Consider the following 19,309-nt stretch of genomic DNA (forward strand, 5'->3'; position numbering starts at 1 on the left):
ACAGGCTTGGTGCTGGGCACAGGCTTGGTGCTGGGTTTAGTTGAAAAACACTCCAATCATAAAAAAGTGGCTGGCCAACATCGGCAGGACGCTGCCAGCCACAAAGGTCATTTCAATGCGCTGTAAAAAGCCTTCAGCTCGCTTACGCACGCCTGGGGTTTTTCAAAGGTAGTCCAGTGGCCACACCCTTCAAAGACCACCACCCGGGCATCGGCCAGACGGTCGGCGTAAGCCTGCACGTTGGCGGCGGGAGCAACGCCATCCTGGTCACCGGTCACCAGCAATACCGGCGCTTGAATGGCCCCTGCATCTGCCGGCTGAGCCTTTGCCAGTGCCGCGCAACTCTGGCCATAACCTTCTGGGGTCTGGCGCATGATGGCTTCGCGCACCAATGCCAGTACGGCCGGTTGCTGATCCTTGGTCTGCTGGCTGGTCGCCCCCTTCACGATCGCATCGGCGATCTCTTGCAGGGCTGGCAAGCCACCGCTCAGCGCTGACTCGGCGCGGGCCTGGATACCGGCACGGCCTGCGTCGGGGGGTGCCTGCAAGGGACCAAATAGCACCAGGCTGTTGACCCGGTCCGGGTGCCTGGCGGCAAAATGCGCCGCCACGATCGTGCCCATCGAATGCGCCACGACGTGCACCCGGTCGACATTCAAGGCTTCCAGCACCTGCTCTACCGCCTGCACATACACATCGATCGACAGCGCCGTGCTGCCCAAGGGCGAGCGGGCGCTGCCAGGCAAATCGAAACGGATCACTTGAAAGCCTTCGAAGGCTGGCAGTACCGGTGTCCAGGTGTTTGATGAACCGCCGAGGCCGTGAATACACAGGAGCGGGCTACCCTCCCCCGAGACCTCGACGGCGATGCCGTTGAGAATCTGCGTAGTCACTCGGCCACCTCGTTTTCCAGTGCGCCAATGCCGGCGACTTCGATGCGCACCACATCACCACTTTGCAGGAAGCGCGGCGGGGTAAAGCCGATGCCCACGCCCACTGGCGTGCCGGTCACGATCACATCGCCGGGCTTGAGCTCGATACCAGCCGAGATCGTTTCGATCAGGGTCGGGATGTCGAAAATCAGTTGGCCGATGTTGGAGTTCTGGCGCAGCTCGCCATTGACCCAGCACTGGATAGTTGCGTCTTCCACGTCCACTTCATCGGCCGTGGCAATCCATGGGCCCATCGGGCAGAAGCCATCCAACGATTTGCCGAGGAACCACTGGCGGTGGTTTTTCTGTAGGTCACGGGCCGTCATGTCGTTGACGATGGTGTAGCCAAAAACGTGGCCATAGGCATCGGCCTTGGCGATACCGCGCCCCCCCTTGCCGATGATCACGGCAAATTCTGCTTCATAGTCCAGCTGGCTGGTCACATCGGCGTGGCGCGGGATTTTGTCGTTGGTGGCGATCACGGTGTCTGGGGTCTTGGTGAACACCACTGGAAACTCAGGGGCGATCTCGCCTTCCTTGGCACTGTGGTCGAAACCAGACTTGCTGAACTCGGCAGCGTGTTCATGGTAGTTCTTGCCCACACAGAACAGGTTGCGGCGTGGCAGGATCGGGGCCTTGAGGGTCACGCTTTCCAGGGCGGTCCCTTCACCGTGCGGTACCAGGTCGGACTTCAGGGTTGCCCATTCAAGAACCAATTGGTTCATGTCACCCTTGAAGCCGGAGATCAGCTCGGAAACCGGCCAAAATCGTTCGGTTTCACTGTTCACGAGTACCACGGACAGTTCACCGGCAGTGTTTTCGATGGTTGCGAATTTCATTGTTATTGGTCCTCTTAAGGTCTAACTTTGGTTCAACTGAAGCCGAATATAGGACCATAAAAGAACCATTGCAACCACTTTTTTGCAACGTAAGACCAATTGGTATATCTTCCACCCCATGACGTTGTTTAACCCTACAAAGCGAAGGTCCTTACGTTGAGCGAGATGGTGGCCCAAAAGTCCGTACGTGCCGATGGCGCGCGCAGCCTGGCCAAATACCTGGTGGAAGAGATCGAAAGTGGCCGGCTTGCGGCGGGCCACAAGCTGCCCGCCGAACGGGAGTTGAGCGAATCCTTCCAGGCCTCGCGCGGTTCGGTGCGCAGGGTACTGTCCAACCTCAAGGAAATGGGCCTGATTACCCAGACTGTCGGCAGTGGCACTTTTGTGTCCGACAACATTGGCAGCTTGATCCCAGCCGTCCAACCGCCTGCGCCGTCGAAAATCCAGACCAGCCCCGCCGAACTGATGGAGGCGCGGCTACTGATTGAAACGCAGATGCCGTCCCTGATCGTGCGGTACGCCACGGCGGCGGACTTCGAGCGCATGGATGAATGCATCACCCGTTCGGAAGCGGCAACCACCATCGAGGATTTCGAACACTGGGACGGCGCCTTGCACCAGGCGTTCGCCGAGGCAACCCACAACAGCTTCTTCCTGAAGATTCTGGAGTTGACCACCCTGGTGCGCGAGGAAGGCGAATGGGGCCGGTTGAAAAAAAACTCCCTGACACCGGAGCGGCGCACCCAGTACGAAGAGCAGCACCGGGCCATTGTCAGCGCCTTGCGTGATCGTGATGAGCGGCTGGGGCGGGAGTTGATCGAGGGGCATTTGTTGCAGGTGCAGCGCAACCTGTTTGGCCGTAACTAACACGGCGACCCGGCCGCAGATGTAAAAAGGCGGCGTTACCCTGTAGGAGCGGATTTATCCGCGAACAGCACGCCGTGGTTTTTCTGATACTCCATGGCGCCTGCTTCGCGGATGAATCCGCGCCTACAGACGATCGCATAACCCCTGTAGGAGCGGATTTATCCGCGAACAGCACGCCGTGGTTTTTCTGATATTCCATGGCGCCTGCTTCGCGGATGAATCCGCGCCTACAGACGATCGCATAACCCCTGTAGGAGCGGATTTATCCGCGAACAGCACACCGTGGTTCTTCTGATACTCCATGGCGCCTGCTTCGCGGATGAATCCGCGCCTACAGACGATCGCATAACCCCTGTAGGAGCGGATTTATCCGCGAACAGAACACCGTGGTTTTTCTGGCCATTAACCTGCGTAGTTGGGCGCTTCCTTGGTGATTTGCACGTCGTGCACATGCGACTCTTGCAGCCCCGCCCCGGTAATGCGCACGAACTCTGCCTTGTCATGCATCTGCGCGACCGTTGCGCAGCCGGTGTAGCCCATCGCCGAACGCACGCCACCCAACAACTGATGCACGATCGCCACCAGCGGCCCCTTGTAGGGTACCCGCCCTTCGATGCCTTCTGGCACCAGCTTGTCACTGCTTTGGTTGTCTTGGAAGTAGCGGTCCTTGGAGCCCTGCTGCATGGCACCCAATGAGCCCATGCCACGGTAGCTCTTGTAGCTGCGGCCTTGGAACAGCTCGGTTTCGCCCGGCGCTTCCTCGGTGCCGGCAAACAAGCCTCCCAGCATCACGGTGTGGGCACCGGCTGCGAGGGCCTTGGCAATGTCACCGGAATAACGAATGCCCCCGTCGGCAATCAACGGCACGCCGCTGCCGCGCAGTACTTCGGCGATATTGGCCACGGCCGAGATTTGCAGCACACCCACGCCGGTCACCACCCGCGTGGTGCAGATCGACCCCGGGCCAATGCCTACCTTCACCGCATCGGCCCCCGCCTCGACCAAGGCCAGCGCGGCCTCGGGCGTGGCGATGTTGCCAGCAATCACCTGGGCCTGCGGGAAGTGTTGCTTGATCCAGCGCACCCGCTCGATCACCCCGCGTGAATGGCCGTGGGCCGTGTCGACCACCAGCACGTCCACACCAGCCTTGATCAGCGCATCGATACGCTCCTCGGTCTCGGCGCCCACGCCCACGGCGGCGCCTACACGCAAGCGCCCCATGCTATCGCGGCACGCCAAAGGGTGTTCAATGGACTTGTGCATGTCTTTGGCGGTGACCAGACCGGTCAGTCTGAACTGTGCATCCACCACCAAGACCCGCTCCAACCGATGCTGGTGCATCAAGGCCTTGGCCTGGGCCATGTTCGCGCCGTCTTGCACGGTGACCAACTGGCTCTTGGGGGTCATGAGCGTGGACACTGGCAAGTCGATCTGCGTGGCAAACCGCAGGTCGCGGTTAGTGATGATGCCCACCAGTTGATTGTCTTCATTCACCACGGGGAAACCGGATATCCGATACTCCCTGGCAAGCTCCATCACTGCACGAATGCTTTGCTCGGCGGCCACCGTCAGGGGGTCGCGAACAATTCCGGACTCGTATCGCTTGACCTTGACCACCTCGTACGCCTGTTGGGCAATGGTCATGTTCTTGTGAATGATGCCAATGCCACCTTCCTGCGCCAGGGCAATGGCCAGGCGCGATTCGGTCACGGTGTCCATGGCCGCCGCCATCAGGGGCACGTTCAAGCTGATATGGCGAGTCAGTTGCGTGGTCAGGTCGACGTCCTTGGGCAACACATCGGAATACCCCGGCACCAGCAACACATCGTCGAAGGCCAGTACATCTTGTTTAATCTTCATGGTCAGCACTCGCAGGGGTTTCAGGATTCATGGCAGGGCCTCATCGAGGCCTTGTACTTCGCGGCGGATAAGAAAGGCCAACAGGGCCAGCACGACGACGCACAGGGCGTAGAACACGCCCCAACTGAAGTACGCCAGTGCTGGCGCGACCGCCATCAGGATCAGGGTGGTGAGCATTCGGCTGCTGCCGCACAGCACCGCGTAGTCCGTGGCCGACTGTTCCCTGGCCGACCACTTGAGGATCAGGCTGTAGATGATCACCGACAGCGCACTGCTGGCCGCGCCCTGTATCAAGGCCCACAACATCACCCCATCGGATAGCCCCTTGGCCAGCCCGAACACCGTGCCGCCAGCAGCAATGGCTGACAGCAGCACCAACAAGGCCAGCGACTTGAGTGGCGCCATCAGTGTCAGCGCCGGAGCGGTGAGCACCGCCGCAACGGTATTGACCAGTGGCGCCAGCGTGCCCAGGCCCCAGCCGATCTGCGCCAGGGGCACGCCCATCTGCACCAGGATCGGACGCTGGAAATACACCAGTGAGATGGTCGCGCTGGTGGTCAGTGACAGCAACGCGATCTGGCGCATGGCTCCCGGCCGGCGCAAGGTGACCCAGATGCTCGGCCGCAGAGATTGGGCCTGCCGAGGGTGATCGGCCCGGGTCAGGGCCAGCACCGGGAGCAGCGTCAACAGTGGTAAACCGGCGGTCAGCACAAAGGTGCCGGTCCAGCCCAGGCTGTCGAAACGCGCGACCAGCACGCCACCGCCGATCAACCCGCCCAGTGCCAACGCGGCGACTTTCAAGCCGGCAGCCAGTGCACGAAAGTGCGCGCCAATGATGTCCACCGCCAAAGCGTCCAAGGCCAGGTCCATGGTCGCCACGGCAAAGCAGATGGCCAGGCCCAGGGCAAACAGGCCGATCGCCGGCAGCCCCTCGCCAAACGCCACCACCAGCAGCAACAGCGAGCTGACACACTGAGAGGCGGCGATCCAGCCGATGCGCTGGCTTAGCCATGGCAGGCGTTTGCCGTCGATCACAGGGGCCCACAGGAAGGTCAGCCCGAACGGAATGTACAGCGCAATCACCCAGCCCATGGAGGCAAGATCGACGCCGCGGGACATGAGGATGGGTGGAATGCCGTACTCCAGCAAGCCGAAACACACCCCAAAAGACACGTACAGCACGCCAATGGCAAACAACACCCAGGCCGAGCGCAACGCTTGATGGGGGTCGGCACCCGGGGTCGTTAACATGCGCTCACCAGGCATACTTGAGACTCGCCACGGCGGTGCGCTCCTGACCATAAAAACAGCCGCCTGCCGAGAAGCACGAGGCCACGTAATGTTTATCGTTGAGGTTGTCGACGTTGACGGCTACCGACCAGCCCCTGAGCACCGGCGCGGCTTTCTGCAGGTCGTAGCGCAGCGCAGCGTCGACCAAGGTGTAGGCGTCCACCGACAGGTCATTGCTGGTGTCGCCGTAGGACTTGCCGATGTGCCGCACACCGATGCCTGCGCTGACACCGTCCAGCGCCCCGCCAAAGGCGTAGTCCAACCAGGCTGAAGCCTGGCTGAGCGGCACCGACACCGGCCGATTGCCTTCATTGGCCTTGGTAGTGTCCTTGGTCACCTCAGGGTCGAGTACCGAATACCCAGCGACCAGGCTCAACTGCTCCGTCAGGTTGGCGTGCCCTTCAAGCTCCGCACCGCGTATGCGCACTTCACCGGTTTGCACGTAGTAAAAAGCATTGTCCGGGTCGGTGGTACGCACATCCTTTTGCTTGATCTGGAACGCCGACAGCGTAATGAAACTGTCCCAACCAACCGGCTGGTACTTCACACCCACTTCGTACTGCTCGCCTTTGGTGGGCTTGAACGCCTGGCCCTGAGCATCGGTGCCCACCACCGGCTCGAAAGAGGTTGAGTAACTGGCGTAAGGCGACAGGCCGTTGTCGAACGCATATACCACGCCCAGCCGGCCCGTCAGGTCTTGATCCTTCTGCGAGCCGTGGCTGCCAGCCACCTTGTCTTCGGTGCGGGTCTTGGCCCAATCCTGTCGCAGCCCAGCCAGGAAGGTCCATTTACCTAATTCCATCTGGTCCTGCAGGTACAGCCCGGTTTGCTGGGGCTTTTGCACGGTATGGCTGCTCAGGGCCGGCAGGCCGGGGCTGCTGGCGTACACCGGGCTCAGGTAGTTGATGCCTGCCACGTCATACGAGCGGCCAAAGCGCATGCTTGACTTGGCCTCGTCGTATTCAAGGCCCAGCAGCAAGGTGTGTTGCAGTGCGCCGGTCGCGAACTGGCTCTGCAACTGGTTATCGACACTAAAACTTTGCTGTTTCTCGATGCTGTGGTCGGCCAGGCGATTGAGCTCGCCGGTGGTTGCCGAATATGGGTTGGTGTAGTTGACCATGTACCCTTTGTATTCAGCGTTCAGGTCCATGTAACGAGTGTTCTGGCGAAACGTCCAGGTGTCGTTGAAGCGATGCTCGAACTGGTAGCCGAACAGGGTCTGTTCGCGATCATAGGCGTCCACCGAGGGTTCGCCGGGGTTGAAGTGCCGGGATATCTTGCCGCTTGAACTGCCCAGCACCGAACCCTGGGCCGGTACCCAACCGGTGTAGTAACTGGAGGGGTCCTTTTGATAGCTGGCCAGCAGGGTTAAAGAGGTGTCGTCATTCGGCCGCCAGGTCAGGCTCGGGGCGATCGCCACGCGCTGCTCTTCGGTGTGGTCGATCTGCGTGTCGGCGCGCCGGCTCATGCCGGTCAGGCGGTAGCTCCACACGCCCTCCTCGTCCAGCGGACCGGAGAAGTCCGCCGCCACCTGTTTTTCGCCACGGCTACCGGCCTGTACCTGGACTTCATGCAGGGGGGTGTCGGTGGGGCGCTTGCTGACCATGTTGACCACCCCGCCGGGGCTGGCCTGGCCATACAGTACCGACGCCGGGCCCTTGAGCACGTCGACGCGCTCCAACAGGTAGGCGTCGACTGCCGGTGTCGCCAGGTATTGCCCCGATTGCAGCGGCAAACCGTCGAGCAGTTTGGAAAAATTGGCCAGGCCGCCAAAACCACCGAAGCCGCGGATAAACAAGCCATCGAACAACCCGTCGGCCCGCGCGTCGGCGAACACCCCCGGGGTGTATTTCAGCGCCTGGGCAACGGTCTGCGCATTTTGCTGGTCCATCTGCGTGCGGCCCACCACCGAAATACTCTGGGGTACCTTGGCCATATCGGTATCGGTCTTGCTACCGGTTGCAGAGCGCGTGGCCACCACCCCGTCCACCGTGGACGTCGGTGTTTGCGCAGAGCCCTGGATCTGCACGTCCTCAAGCACCAATGTCGCCGGCGCCGTGCTGCTGCCGCCTTGTTCGGCCAACGCCAAGGGTGAACCCAGAACGAGCGCGAACGAAAGTCCGCCGATGGTCGTGCACCGGTTATCCATGTGTAGGTTCCGTGAAGGGGTGAAGTAAAAGGGTTAGCCGGCCGCCAGGTCGCGGTGGTCTTGCTCACCCCGCTTCCAATAGCCAGCAGCGTGCACCCGGCCCAACTCAAACCCGCGATCACGCAGCAGTTGGGTGCGGATGGCGCGAATGGTGCTGGCTTCGGCGGCAATCCAGGCGTCGCCGCTGCGTACCGGCAACGGGCTGTAGCGCAGCACTTCGGCCAACGTCTCGGCAGGTTGGTCGGCCGAACCGTTGCGGTAAATCCAGCGCACCTTCACCCGGGGTTGCACGGCCAGGAACTGCCGTTCGGTCTCGTCCGCCACTTCAATGAACACCTGCACCTGCAAGTGCGCCGGCAGTTGGCAGACAATCGCGGCGATCGCCGGCAAGCCGGTGTCGTCACAGGCCAGCAGCAGCCACGATTTTTCGTCCACGCCCTTGAAGCCGCCGCGCGGCCCGGCGATCTGTAGCTCATCGCCCACCTGTGCCCGTAGCGCCCAGTCAGACATCGGGCCACCTTCATGCAGGGCAATATCAAAGGTCAGCTCTTTCTTGACCGTATCAAAATCACGAATCGTGAATGCCCGGCCAATCTGCTGCTCCGTTGGGCCTGGCAAAAACACCTTGATCCACTGGGCTGGCAGATCCACCGCAAAGCTTTTCAACGAGTAGCCTCCCAACACGATGCGGCGTACGCGCGGCGTGGGCGCATGAAGCGCAAGCACCTTGACCCGGCGCATGGAGCTTTCGCCTTGAAATGGCAGGATCTTGGACGTCATGGGCGGCAGCGCCTTGCCATTTTGCAAGGTGGCGCGGGTTTTCATCGGCAAGCCTGCGCGGCGCAGCGCGGTACCGCAGGTGTCTACCAGGCTTTTGAGTACGGCGGGCAAGCCATCCTCGACATCCGGCAGCGCATTGCTGGCTTTGCGCGAGGCGTTGCCCAACGCGGCCAGCAGATTCAGTTCGTCGCGCGACACGAAGGGTGACAGCGGGCCGAGCAGATCAAAGCCAGGGTCGGCTTGCATGATGGTTTCTATCAGGCTGTTGAAGGCGAACACCTGAGAGGAGCCGAAGCCCATCTCCTCAAGAAAAAATCCGGCCTGCGCCGGCCAATTGTCGTTCCAGTTCATCGCTCGCAAGGCGCGCAGCAGGCGTTGTTCGACCGGGGAACACTGGTTGATGGAGAAAATCACTCGGCTCATGTTCATACCCACAAAGTGGCAGGGTGAGAGGACGCCCTGCTGCGTTGCAGCTGCAGGCGTGAAAGGCTGTCGATCATCGGCGGCAGCATCGCGTGGGCCGCGCTGGCCGCCCCCACTTCATCGCCAATTGACCAGGAAGCGGAGCGCGTCGCGCACGGTGTAGCGCGCGCCGCCGAACTGCTCCACCAACGCACTTTCACTGGGCAGGCGGTCACCGCTTTTCCAACTACGGTCGCTGATTTGCGCACGAGTGGCATCGATGGTCGAAGCGACGCAGGAGCGCTGCGAGGGGGGCGAAACATTGATCAATTGCATGAAGGTTGACCGCACGGTGGTGACGACATGGGACGATCCTAACATCCCATGTTTGTCGACGCAATGAGATTGATTCTTAAAGGTATAAAACCGCCAAGTCTCCCTCCTCTACAGGGTAGCAATGGTAAAGAGGCCCATAATCAGAGAAAATAGACCCTTGAGTCCATCACCCTCCCAGAGTCTTCATTCGCCTATGCCCACCGCCGCACCGTCGCTGTTCGATGAACTGCTTTCGCCTGGCAATAGCCCCTCCAAGCAGGACGCTATTCTGGCCGCCGCTGGGCGTATGTTCATCCAGCACGGCTTCGAAGGCAGCAGCATGGAGTTGATTGCCAAGGCTGCCGGGGTGGCCAGGCAAACCCTGTACAACCGCTTTCCAGAGGGCAAGGAGTCATTGTTCGGCGCGGTCGCCGAACGCATGTGGCGGGCCTTTCCGGTCATGGAGATTGCCAGCGACGAATCCGCCCTGGCAGACCCGCAAGCCGGCTTGCTGAAGATTGGCCGTGGCGTAGCCGAGTTCTGGTCGCCGCCCTTGGCCGTGGATTTTTTGCGCATGGTGATTGCCGAAGGGCCCCGCTTCCCAGCGCTCACCCGGCGCTTCTTTGAAGTGGGCAAGACGCCCGCCGTGAGCGCCGTGCGCAATTACATCGCCGAACTGGGCCGCCGCGGCACTTTGGCCATTACCGATCCCGACCTTGCCGCCCAGCAGTTTCTGGGCATGATCGACGAAACCGTGCTCTGGGTGCGCGTGATGGGCGACAGCACCGCCCTCACCCCTGCCAAAGCCGAGCAAGTGGTGCAACAGGCGGTCGCGATCTTCCTGGGGTTTTATCGCCGCTGAAACTCGGCATCGGTCAACTGAGAATATTTCTCATCGACAGATTTAAATATGGGATGTTAGGATCTATCCATCGTCGCCTTGTCGAAGCCGAAGCTTCTAGGAGATTTTGTGGATTACTACCTGCATGACGTGTCTGACTTCCCGTTCGTTGCGCTGATCTCTGCGCGCTGCCCACCCGGCTATGCCGAGTTATGGAACCGCGAGATGGATGCCTTGCTCGACAGTGGCCGGCTGTTTGTCGTGGCGTTCGAGCCTGACGCCCTGAACGAGACTGCCGAGGATTTTCGTACCCGTGGCGTATGGTTCAAGAAAAAACGCGCGTTGCTGGCCGGCCGTTGCGCCGCCATGGTCGCCGTGGTGCCGTCTGGCGAAGTACGTGCCGCCCACTTTGACGACATGGCCAAACGCTCCCGAGGGTTTGGCGTGCGCTACTGCGCGGTGGAATCCTTCGAGGCCGCCTCGCAGGCAACCGCCCAGTTGATCGACAGCGTCAGGCAGCACCCGGACCGTATTGCCGATTACCCACAAGCCTGAGCAAGTGCCTTACACGGCGCTCTGGCCGCGGCCTACACGCCAGCGCCAGCCTTTGCGACCAGGGTGGTCCGCAACCAGTCCATGGTGGCTTCCAGGTGCTGCTTGTGCTTGGCAGGCGCCCGCAGGCATTCAAACATCAGGCCCATGAAGCTGATTTTGAGAAAGTGAAGCGTTGCGGGTATTTCGATACCCGCTACAAGCTGCCCGCGCTCCGCGGCCAGCAGCAACATGTTTTCCACCTGCCGGCCGAACCTGACCTGGACTTTTTCCAGGCGCAATGACACCAGGCAACCCTCTTGGGTGCGTTCGCTCTTGTGTAACAGCAATTCGCACAGCCGCCGTGCATCAGGGTCGCGAAGGGTTGCCTGCACCGCGACCTGCAGCCGATCAATTGCCAGCCCCAGGTCAAGCCCTTCGGACTCAAATACCTCCATCGGCAAGCGCTGGGCCTCCAGCAGTTCTGCAAGCAACGCCGCTCGCCCTTTGAAGTGCCAATACACCGCGCCGCGACTGACCCCGGCCCGGCACGCAATCATTTCCAGCGTTGCCCCGGAGCACCCCGACTCGGCAAATACCGACAGCGCCGCATCCAGCACATTTTGCCGGGTGATCGCGGTGTCTTCAGCGGATCGTCTAGCCATTTCAAACATTCTCTCTGGGTCTTGAAGCGCCTATCTGGCGGTGCGAAAGGCGGCCTGCGACGACTGACCACACCGTGGAAGAGCATATTTAAGAACATTTCTCATCGACCATGCAAACATGGGATGTTAGGATCTATAAAAATTCGAAACCTAATGTCCAAGGCCCTTGCGCCCTGACACCGGTCTGCCGACCTGAATTCGCCGGATGCCCCGGAAATGGATTCCAAGTCTTTGATACACAAGCCCTTGTTTGGAGATACCAGTGAACAGCTTCCGGCCTTCACGTGCGCTACACATCCTGCCTTTCACCGCCCTGCTATTGGCGGGCTGCCAGAAAAACGAGCCCGTCGCAGCCACACCTCCCGTCATCAACGTGGGTGTCTACACGGTCAAGGCCCAACCCTTGACCCTGACCAACGACCTGCCAGGCCGAACTTCCGCCTACCGCGTGGCCGAGGTGCGCCCCCAAGTAAACGGTATCGTCCAGCAACGTCTGTTCAGTGAAGGCAGTGAGGTCAAAAAGGGCGATCAGCTTTACCAAATCGACCCAGCCACCTACAAAGCCGAGCTCAACCGCGCGCAGGCAAACCTCACCAGCGCGCAAAACCTGGCCGAGCGCTACGAGCGCCTGCTCAGGACCAATGCCGTCAGCCGCCAGCAATACGACGATGCGCAAGCCGCCTACAAGCAGGCCCAGGCGTCGGTGGAAGTGGCCCGGATCAACGTGCAGTACACCCACGTGCTGTCGCCGATCACCGGCCGTATCGGCCGCTCGGCAGTCACCGAAGGTGCACTGGTGACCAACGGCCAGGCTCAGGAACTGGCCACCGTTAACCAACTGGACCCCATTTATGTCGACGTGACCCAACCCATCACTCGCATCCTGGCCCTGCAACGAGCACTTGAGTCCGGCAGCCTGCAAAGCACCGGCAAAAACCAGGCCCAGGTCACCCTGACACTGGATGACGGCAGCGCCTACCCCCTGCCCGGTACGTTGAAGTTTTCGGAAGTCAGCGTCGACGAAGGGACCGGCTCCGTCACCCTGCGCGCCGAGTTCCCGAACCCGGGCCGCAAGCTGCTGCCCGGCATGTTCGTGCACGCGCAACTGCAAGAGGGCGTGGCCCAGAGCGCCAAACTGGTCCCACAGAGCGCGATCGTTTTTGATAGCCGTGGCAAAGCCACGGCCTGGGTGGTCAAGCCCGACCAGAGCGTCGAGCTGCGCGAGCTGCAAACCCTGCGCACGGTAGGCAACGCTTTCCTGATAGGCACCGGCGTCGAACCCGGGGATCAGGTGGTTACCCAGGGCATCCAGTCGCTACACGACGGCAGCAAGGTCAAACCTAGCCAGGCGACTAATGCCGCCCTGGTCACCGCGTTCACCGCCGCCGCCAACTAAGGATATTCCAGCATGTCCCGCTTCTTTATCGACCGGCCCATCTTCGCCTGGGTGATCGCCTTGGTGATCATGCTTGGCGGCGCGTTGGCCATTCGCTCGCTGCCGATCAACCAATACCCCAATATCGCGCCACCTGCGGTGCAGATCAGCGTCACCTACCCCGGCGCTTCTGCGCAAACCGTGCAAGACACTGTGGTGCAAGTCATCGAGCAACAGCTCAATGGCATGGAGGGGTTGCGCTACATCACCTCCAACAGCAACACCGATGGCAGCATGCAGATCATCGTGACCTTCGATCAGGGCACTAATCCCGACATCGCCCAGGTACAGGTGCAAAACAAACTGCAACTGGCCACCCCCATGCTGCCTGAAGAGGTTCAGCGCCAGGGTATCCGCGTGGTGAAGTACCAGATCAACTTCATGTTGATCGTGGGCCTGATCTCCACGGATGGCCGCCTCAACGGTTTTGACTTGGGCAACATTATCCAGTCGAGCATGCAGGACCCCATCTCGCGGACCAAAGGCGTAGGCGACTTCCTGCAGCTGGGCACGCAGAACTCCATGCGCATCTGGCTGGACCCGGCCAAGCTCAATAGCTACCAGTTGGTGCCTGCTGACGTGACGGCGGCCATCGAGGCCGAGAACGTCCAGGTGTCTTCCGGCCTGATCGGCGGCCTGCCGGCCAAGCGCGGCGTGCAACTGAGCGCGACGGTGATCGGTGACGTGCGCATGCACTCCCCCGAGGAATTTCGCAAGATCCTGGTCAAGGTCAACCCCGATGGCTCGCAGATTCGCCTCAGCGACATTGCCGAAGTCAGCCTGGGCAGCGAAAACTACTCGATCTTCAACAAGTACAACGGTCACCCTTCCGCGGGTATCGCCCTGCGCCTGGCGCCCGGCGAGAACGTGTTGGACACGGTGGCCCGGGTCCATGAAACCGTCGACAAGATCAAACCTTTCCTGCCCAAAGGCGTGGAGGTGATCTACCCGTACGACACCTCGCCCGTGGTGGCCGCCTCGATTCATTCGGTGGTGCACACCCTGTTCGAAGCCATCATCCTGGTGTTCCTGGTGATGTACCTGTTCCTGCAGAACTTCAGGGCTACGCTGATTCCGGCACTGGCGGTACCGGTGGTATTGCTGGCAACGTTTGGCGTGTTGTTCGCCTGCGGTTTCACCATCAACGTGATGACCATGTTTGCCATGGTCCTTGCCATCGGGCTGTTGGTGGACGATGCCATCGTGGTGGTGGAGAACGTCGAGCGGTTGATGGCCCAAGAGCATCTGTCACCCAAGGACGCCACGCGTAAATCCATGGAGCAGATTTCCGGTGCCCTGGTGGGCATCGGCCTGGTGATCTCGGCGGTGTTCCTGCCCATGGCCTTCTTCGGTGGTTCGGCGGGCATCATCTATCGCCAGTTCGCCATCACCATCATCGCGGCCATGGGCTTCTCGGTGCTGATCGCCCTGGTATTCACCCCGGCCCTGTGCGCCACCCTGCTCAAGCCCCACAGCCCGCAGGCCCACGCGAAGAAAGGCTTCTTGGGCTGGTTCAACCGGATGTTCGAGCGCAACACCGCACGCTATGAAGGCGGCGTAACGCGCATCCTCAAGGGGCGCGGGCGCTTCATGCTGGTGTATCTGATCCTGCTGGGCATCGTGGCACTGCTGTTCACCAAGGTGCCCAGCGCGTTCCTGCCGGAAGAGGACCAGGGCATGTTCATTGTCCAGGTACAGATGCCGCAAAACGCCAGCGCCGAACGCAACGAAGCGGTACTGACCCAAGTGAAGGATTACCTGACCAAGGACGAAAGCGACAGCGTTGACTCAGTGTTTGCCATCAACGGTTTCAGCTTTGCCGGCCGCGGCCAGAGCGCGGGCCTGGTGTTCGTCAACATGAAGCCGTTCACCGAGCGCACCAACGCGTCCCAGTCGGTGTTCGAGGTGGCAAAACGTGCACAGGCCAGGTTCTCGCAGATCAAGGAGGCCAATGTCCTCGCCGTGGTGCCGCCGGCGATTCTGGAAATGGGTAACGCCACCGGCTTCGACTTTTTCCTGCAGGACAATGGTGGCGTGGGCCACGACGGCCTGATGGCGGCCCGCGACAAGTTCCTGGCCTTGGCGGCACAAGACCCGGTACTGGCCCTGACCCGTCCCAACGGCTTGAATGACGAAGCGCAATACAAGGTACAAATCGACAAGGAAAAGGCCCGCGCGTTGCAAGTCTCGATCGCCGATATCGACAACACCATGTCGGTTGCCTGGGGTTCGGCCTACGTCAACGACTTCATCGACCGTGACCGCGTGAAGAAAGTCTACGTGCAGGGCAACCAGGATTCGCGGCTGTCCCCTGAAGACTTTGCCAAATGGTACGTGCGCAACGCCGCCGGCAAGATGGTGCCGTTCTCAGCCTTCGCGAGCGGCCACTGGATCTACGGCTCGCCAAAACTGGAACGCTTCAACGGTATTTCTTCGGTAGAAATCCTGGGCCAACCGGCACCCGGTTATAGCACTGGGGCTGCGATGCAGTCGGTGGAGCGCATCATGCAACAAATGCCCGCCGGCATCGGCATGGCCTACACCGGCCTGTCCTATGAAGAACGTCAGGCTGGCTCCCAGGCCCCTGCCCTGTACGCACTGTCGCTGATCATTGTGTTCCTGTGCCTGGCCGCGCTTTACGAGAGCTGGACGGTACCGGTATCGGTCATGCTGGTCGTGCCTTTGGGCGTGTTGGGCGCGGTGGCCGCGACCTTGATGCGCGGGCTGTCCAACGATGTGTTCTTCCAGGTGGGGATGCTGACCACCATGGGCCTGGCGGCGAAAAACGCCATCCTGATCATCGAGTTCGCCAAAGACCTGTATGAGAAACAGGGCCGCACCCTGGTCCAGGCGGCCACCGAGGCGGCAAGGCTGCGCCTGCGGCCCATCATCATGACCTCGATCGCCTTCGTCATGGGCGTGCTGCCCTTGGCCCGAGCCCACGGCCCCGGCAGTGGCAGCCAGCACTCGATCGGTACCGGCGTTGTCGGCGGTACCCTGGCGGCGACCTTCCTGGCGATCTTCTTCGTACCTTTGTTCTATGTGGTCGTTATGAAACTGTTCACCCGCAAACGCAAAGAAGTGGCCGCTGAAGGAGCTCAGGCATGACACTCAAACACCTCACCGTGGCGGTCGCCCTGGCAACCAGTTTGCAAGCGTGCAGCCTGATCCCCGACTATGCGCGGCCGACGGCACCGGTCCCCGATGCCTGGCCACAGGGCCAGGCCTACACCCAAGGCCCGACCACGCCCGGCCAAGCCGTCCCCGGTTGGCAGGCGTTCTATCAGGACCCGCTGCTGCGCCAGTTGATCGACCTGTCGCTGAACAACAACCGCGACCTGCGCGTGGCGGCCCTCAACGTGCAAGCCTATCGCGCGCAATATCGCATTCAGCGCGCGGACCTGTTCCCCGCCCTGGGCATCGACTCAACCACCAGCCGCCAGCGCTTGCCGGCGGACCTGCGCACCACTGGCAGGGCGGGTATCGACAGCCAATACGGGTTGGACGTGGGCATCAGCGCCTACGAACTGGATGTGTTCGGCCGAATTCGCAGCCTGGAACGCCAAGCCCTGGAAAACTACCTGGCCACCGAAGAGGCGCAGCGCAGTGTACAGATCAGCCTGATCAGCGACGTTGCCAGTGCCTACTTCACGTGGCGCACCGACCAGCAGCTGTTGAAGGTGACCCAGGACACCCTGGAAAGCTACGACAACAGCCTGCGCCTGATCACCGCCAGCAACCAGGCCGGTACTTCGTCGGCGCTGGACGTGCGGCAGGCCAGTACCTTGGTCGACAGCGCGCGTGCCCAGATGTACTTGTACACCCGCCAAGTCGCCCAAGACGCCAATGCGCTGCAATTACTGCTGGGTGCGGCATTGCCACAAGGAATGGCCAGCGATGCGCCGCTGGGTCACGACTGCCTTGCCGACATCCCCAGTGGCCTACCCTCGCAGCTGCTGGAACAACGGCCCGACATCCGCCAGGCCGAACACGCGTTGCTGGCCGCCAATGCCAACATCGGCGCAGCACGCGCCGCGTTCTTCCCCAGCATCAGCCTGACGGCCAGCGCCGGCACCGCCAGCAGCCAACTGAGTGGGCTGTTCAATGGGGGCTCGGGCAACTGGAGCTTCGCCCCTCAAATCAGCCTGCCGATCTTCAATGGCGGGCACCTGCGGGCAAACCTGGACTACGCCAAGCTGCAGAAAGACATCGGTGTGGCCCGCTACGAGAAAGCTATCCAGACGGGCTTTCGCGAGGTCAGCGACGGGCTGGCGGCGCTCGGTACCTACCAGGGCCAGTTGCAATCCCAGCGCGACCTGGTGCAGTCAGACCAGGAGTACTTCGACATGGCCAAGCAGCGTTATGAGGAGGGTGTCGACAACTACCTGACCTTGCTCGATGCCCAGCGCCAGTTGCTGACCGCGCGCCAGCAGTTGCTGACCGATCACCTTCAACAACTCAACAGCCAGGTGCAGTTGTACAAGGCCTTGGGCGGTGGCTGGCAACAGCCTTTGCTGGCAAAAAAAGACCCATAAGCTGAATGGAGCCATGGACGGCCGTCTTACTTTTGCCCCAAGCGAGGGAGTAACCCATGTTTATAGAAGCCATCAACACGCTGCATATCCGCGCCGCCCACGGGCATATCGAGGTGCTGGGCCAACAGTTGCTGGACATCGTCAAGGCGATTGGCCCGGTGCAGGGCTGCCTCAATTACCTGGTAGCGCGCTGCTGCCTGGACGTGAATGTATGGGTGGTGTCCAGCCACTGGACAAGCCGCCGCGCCATGGAGATGCACTTTGAGGACCCGTCGCTGAAGTCGTTTATCGAACTGTTGACCAGCCGTACGGTGACGAAGATTCACTTCAACAGTTTCTTCAACAAATATGCACTGTGAGGCCCCATCGTGACCATTGACGAGCAACACTTCGCCCGCGTCGACTTGAACCTGATGATTGTCTTTCTGGTGATCTATCGGGAGATGAGTATTTCGCGGGCAGCGCGGCATCTGGCACTAGGCCAACCGGCGGTCAGTGCATCGCTGGTGCGCCTGCGCAAATGCTTCGATGACCCGCTGTTCATTCGCAAGGCCCGTGGTGTGGCCCCTACGCCCAAAGCGCAGCGGATCGCCACGGACCTGTTGCCGGCGATGAGCAAGATTCAGGCGCTGTTGATCCTGCTTGCGGCCAACTAAGATCAGCGGGCCGATTCGGCTTTACTGTCCCGCTGTGTGAGGTGCGATATCGTCAGAATCAGTGCCGCAATGCCGACCACCCACGCCAGAAACCAACAGACCCCGGCCCATCCCGCCAGCGTCCAGAGCTTGGCGCCGATGAACGCGCCCGTGGCACCGCCGGCGAATGTGACCACCATGTAGAGCGTGTTGAGGCGGCCACGAATCTGCGCACTGAGCCCGAACAGGCGGGCCTGATTGGCCACCTGGCCGCTTTGCTGACCAAAATCCAGCAGGTTGATGGCGATCACCAACGCGATCAGCGAGGTCGCCCCCAGGCTCAGGGCTAGCCCGAAGCACACTATCAGCGCCAGCAGCGACACCAGGTTCACCGCATCGGCTCCCCGGCGGTCTACCAGCCTGCCCGCATAGGGCGCCAACAGTGCACCGGGCGCGCCCCACAGCCCAAACAGGCCTGCTGCCGCGGGGCCCAGATGAAACGCCGAGCTCGACAGGTGAAACGCCAACGTTGCCCAGATGGCCGAGAACCCTGCGAAGGTGCAGAAACTGAGCATCATCGACACCTGCAGCTCACGGTGTCGTAGCAACGGCGGCAGCGACTTGAGCAACGGCCAGTAGCCAATGCCCTTCCCTGCCGGCCGCTTGGGCAGGTAGCGCGGTAGCACCCACAGCAGTGCCGCCACCAGCAAAGCCTCCAGCGCAAACGGCACACGCCACGACCCCAGGTATTGGGCCGACAGGCCAGAGAAGGTCCTGGACAACAGGATGCCCATGATCAGCCCGGTACTGAGCTTGCTGACAATTCGCCCGCGGTACTGGGGGCCCGCCAGCGTGGTGGCCAGCGGGATCAGCACCTGAGCAACCACGCACGTCGCGGCGATGCAGACGCTGGCCACCATCAGTGCAGCCAAATTGGGCGCCACACAGGCCCCGAGCAAGCCAACGATGGTCAAGCTCATCATCCAGCGCACCAGCTTTACCGGGTCGCTGCTATCGGCCAGCGGGACCACGAAGAGGATGCCCAGCGTGTAGCCCACCTGCGTGGCCACGGCGACCAGAGCGGCACGATCGGCACTGACCCCCAGCGCTCGTGCAAGCTCGGCCAGTAGCGGCTGGCACAGGTAAATATTGGCCACCATCACACCGCACGCCACGGCAAACAGCGTTAGCGTGCCCCGTTTCACGTCTGCCATGGCAATCGAAGCTGTCATG

The 19,309-nt window shown here is 61.3% G+C and carries 17 protein-coding genes; 8 read left to right on the forward strand and 9 right to left on the reverse strand.

Annotated elements, in window-relative coordinates; translation table 11 throughout:
- Window positions 1-107 precede the first annotated feature (107 nt).
- Window positions 108-893: an alpha/beta fold hydrolase gene (locus L9B60_RS29310; RefSeq protein ID WP_249674650.1), complete on the reverse strand. Its 786-nt coding sequence runs from the start codon at window positions 891-893 to the stop codon at window positions 108-110.
- Window positions 890-1,771: a fumarylacetoacetate hydrolase family protein gene (locus tag L9B60_RS29315; RefSeq protein ID WP_249674652.1), complete on the reverse strand. Its 882-nt coding sequence runs from the start codon at window positions 1,769-1,771 to the stop codon at window positions 890-892. The genes L9B60_RS29310 and L9B60_RS29315 overlap by 4 nt, the downstream gene beginning before the upstream one ends.
- 165 nt (window positions 1,772-1,936) lie before the next feature.
- Here L9B60_RS29315 and L9B60_RS29320 point away from each other — a divergent pair, with 165 nt between their 5' ends.
- Complete coding sequence (locus tag L9B60_RS29320; RefSeq protein ID WP_249680218.1) at window positions 1,937-2,638, forward strand: FadR/GntR family transcriptional regulator; 702 nt, start codon at window positions 1,937-1,939, stop codon at window positions 2,636-2,638.
- Window positions 2,639-3,040: 402 nt separating this feature from the next.
- On the opposite strand, the gene guaB is transcribed toward L9B60_RS29320, so the two are convergent.
- From guaB to L9B60_RS30530, 5 genes are all read right to left on the reverse strand, one after another.
- A complete protein-coding gene (gene guaB, locus L9B60_RS29325) occupies window positions 3,041-4,498 on the reverse strand; it encodes an IMP dehydrogenase (protein ID WP_249674653.1) in 1,458 nt (485 codons plus the stop codon).
- Between the two features lie 27 nt (window positions 4,499-4,525).
- On the reverse strand, window positions 4,526-5,749 hold the full coding sequence (locus L9B60_RS29330; RefSeq protein ID WP_249674654.1) for an MFS transporter: 1,224 nt from the start codon (window positions 5,747-5,749) through the stop codon (window positions 4,526-4,528).
- Between the two features lie 4 nt (window positions 5,750-5,753).
- Window positions 5,754-7,937: a TonB-dependent siderophore receptor gene (locus L9B60_RS29335; RefSeq protein ID WP_249674655.1), complete on the reverse strand. Its 2,184-nt coding sequence runs from the start codon at window positions 7,935-7,937 to the stop codon at window positions 5,754-5,756.
- A 33-nt stretch (window positions 7,938-7,970) separates the two neighbouring features.
- A complete protein-coding gene (locus tag L9B60_RS29340; RefSeq protein ID WP_249674657.1) occupies window positions 7,971-9,140 on the reverse strand; it encodes a siderophore-interacting protein in 1,170 nt (389 codons plus the stop codon).
- A gap of 117 nt (window positions 9,141-9,257) precedes the next feature.
- A complete protein-coding gene (locus tag L9B60_RS30530; RefSeq protein ID WP_283780546.1) occupies window positions 9,258-9,455 on the reverse strand; it encodes a GntR family transcriptional regulator in 198 nt (65 codons plus the stop codon).
- A 193-nt stretch (window positions 9,456-9,648) separates the two neighbouring features.
- On the opposite strand from L9B60_RS30530, the gene L9B60_RS29350 reads away from it, so the two are divergent.
- Window positions 9,649-10,296: a TetR/AcrR family transcriptional regulator gene (locus tag L9B60_RS29350; RefSeq protein ID WP_249674658.1), complete on the forward strand. Its 648-nt coding sequence runs from the start codon at window positions 9,649-9,651 to the stop codon at window positions 10,294-10,296.
- 108 nt (window positions 10,297-10,404) lie between these two features.
- Window positions 10,405-10,830, forward strand: coding sequence for a hypothetical protein (locus L9B60_RS29355; RefSeq protein ID WP_249674659.1), 426 nt, complete (start codon window positions 10,405-10,407; stop codon window positions 10,828-10,830).
- Window positions 10,831-10,862: 32 nt separating this feature from the next.
- Here L9B60_RS29355 and L9B60_RS29360 read toward each other — a convergent pair whose 3' ends face one another.
- Window positions 10,863-11,471: a TetR family transcriptional regulator gene (locus L9B60_RS29360; RefSeq protein WP_249674661.1), complete on the reverse strand. Its 609-nt coding sequence runs from the start codon at window positions 11,469-11,471 to the stop codon at window positions 10,863-10,865.
- A gap of 256 nt (window positions 11,472-11,727) precedes the next feature.
- Between L9B60_RS29360 and L9B60_RS29365 the strand changes: the two genes are divergently transcribed.
- Genes L9B60_RS29365 through L9B60_RS29385 form a run of 5 tightly spaced genes read left to right on the forward strand, consistent with a single transcriptional unit; the run spans window position 11,728 to window position 18,097 of the window.
- The gene (locus L9B60_RS29365; protein ID WP_438866163.1) at window positions 11,728-12,867 is read left to right on the forward strand and encodes an efflux RND transporter periplasmic adaptor subunit; all 1,140 of its coding nucleotides are present in this window, start codon (window positions 11,728-11,730) and stop codon (window positions 12,865-12,867) included.
- A gap of 12 nt (window positions 12,868-12,879) precedes the next feature.
- On the forward strand, window positions 12,880-16,014 hold the full coding sequence (locus L9B60_RS29370) for an efflux RND transporter permease subunit (RefSeq protein WP_249674663.1): 3,135 nt from the start codon (window positions 12,880-12,882) through the stop codon (window positions 16,012-16,014).
- Window positions 16,011-17,441 carry an efflux transporter outer membrane subunit gene (locus L9B60_RS29375; RefSeq protein ID WP_249674664.1) on the forward strand — a complete coding sequence of 477 codons (1,431 nt, stop codon included), beginning with the start codon at window positions 16,011-16,013 and terminating at the stop codon, window positions 17,439-17,441. Before L9B60_RS29370 ends, L9B60_RS29375 begins: the two co-directional genes overlap by 4 nt.
- Window positions 17,442-17,497: 56 nt before the next feature.
- Window positions 17,498-17,800, forward strand: coding sequence for a putative quinol monooxygenase (locus tag L9B60_RS29380; RefSeq protein WP_249674665.1), 303 nt, complete (start codon window positions 17,498-17,500; stop codon window positions 17,798-17,800).
- Between the two features lie 9 nt (window positions 17,801-17,809).
- On the forward strand, window positions 17,810-18,097 hold the full coding sequence (locus L9B60_RS29385; protein WP_249674666.1) for a LysR family transcriptional regulator: 288 nt from the start codon (window positions 17,810-17,812) through the stop codon (window positions 18,095-18,097).
- 2 nt (window positions 18,098-18,099) lie between these two features.
- On the opposite strand, the gene L9B60_RS29390 is transcribed toward L9B60_RS29385, so the two are convergent.
- On the reverse strand, window positions 18,100-19,308 hold the full coding sequence (locus L9B60_RS29390; protein WP_249674667.1) for an MFS transporter: 1,209 nt from the start codon (window positions 19,306-19,308) through the stop codon (window positions 18,100-18,102).
- Window position 19,309 lies beyond the last annotated feature (1 nt).

This window comes from Pseudomonas abieticivorans, assembly GCF_023509015.1.
Taxonomy (GTDB): domain Bacteria; phylum Pseudomonadota; class Gammaproteobacteria; order Pseudomonadales; family Pseudomonadaceae; genus Aquipseudomonas; species Aquipseudomonas abieticivorans.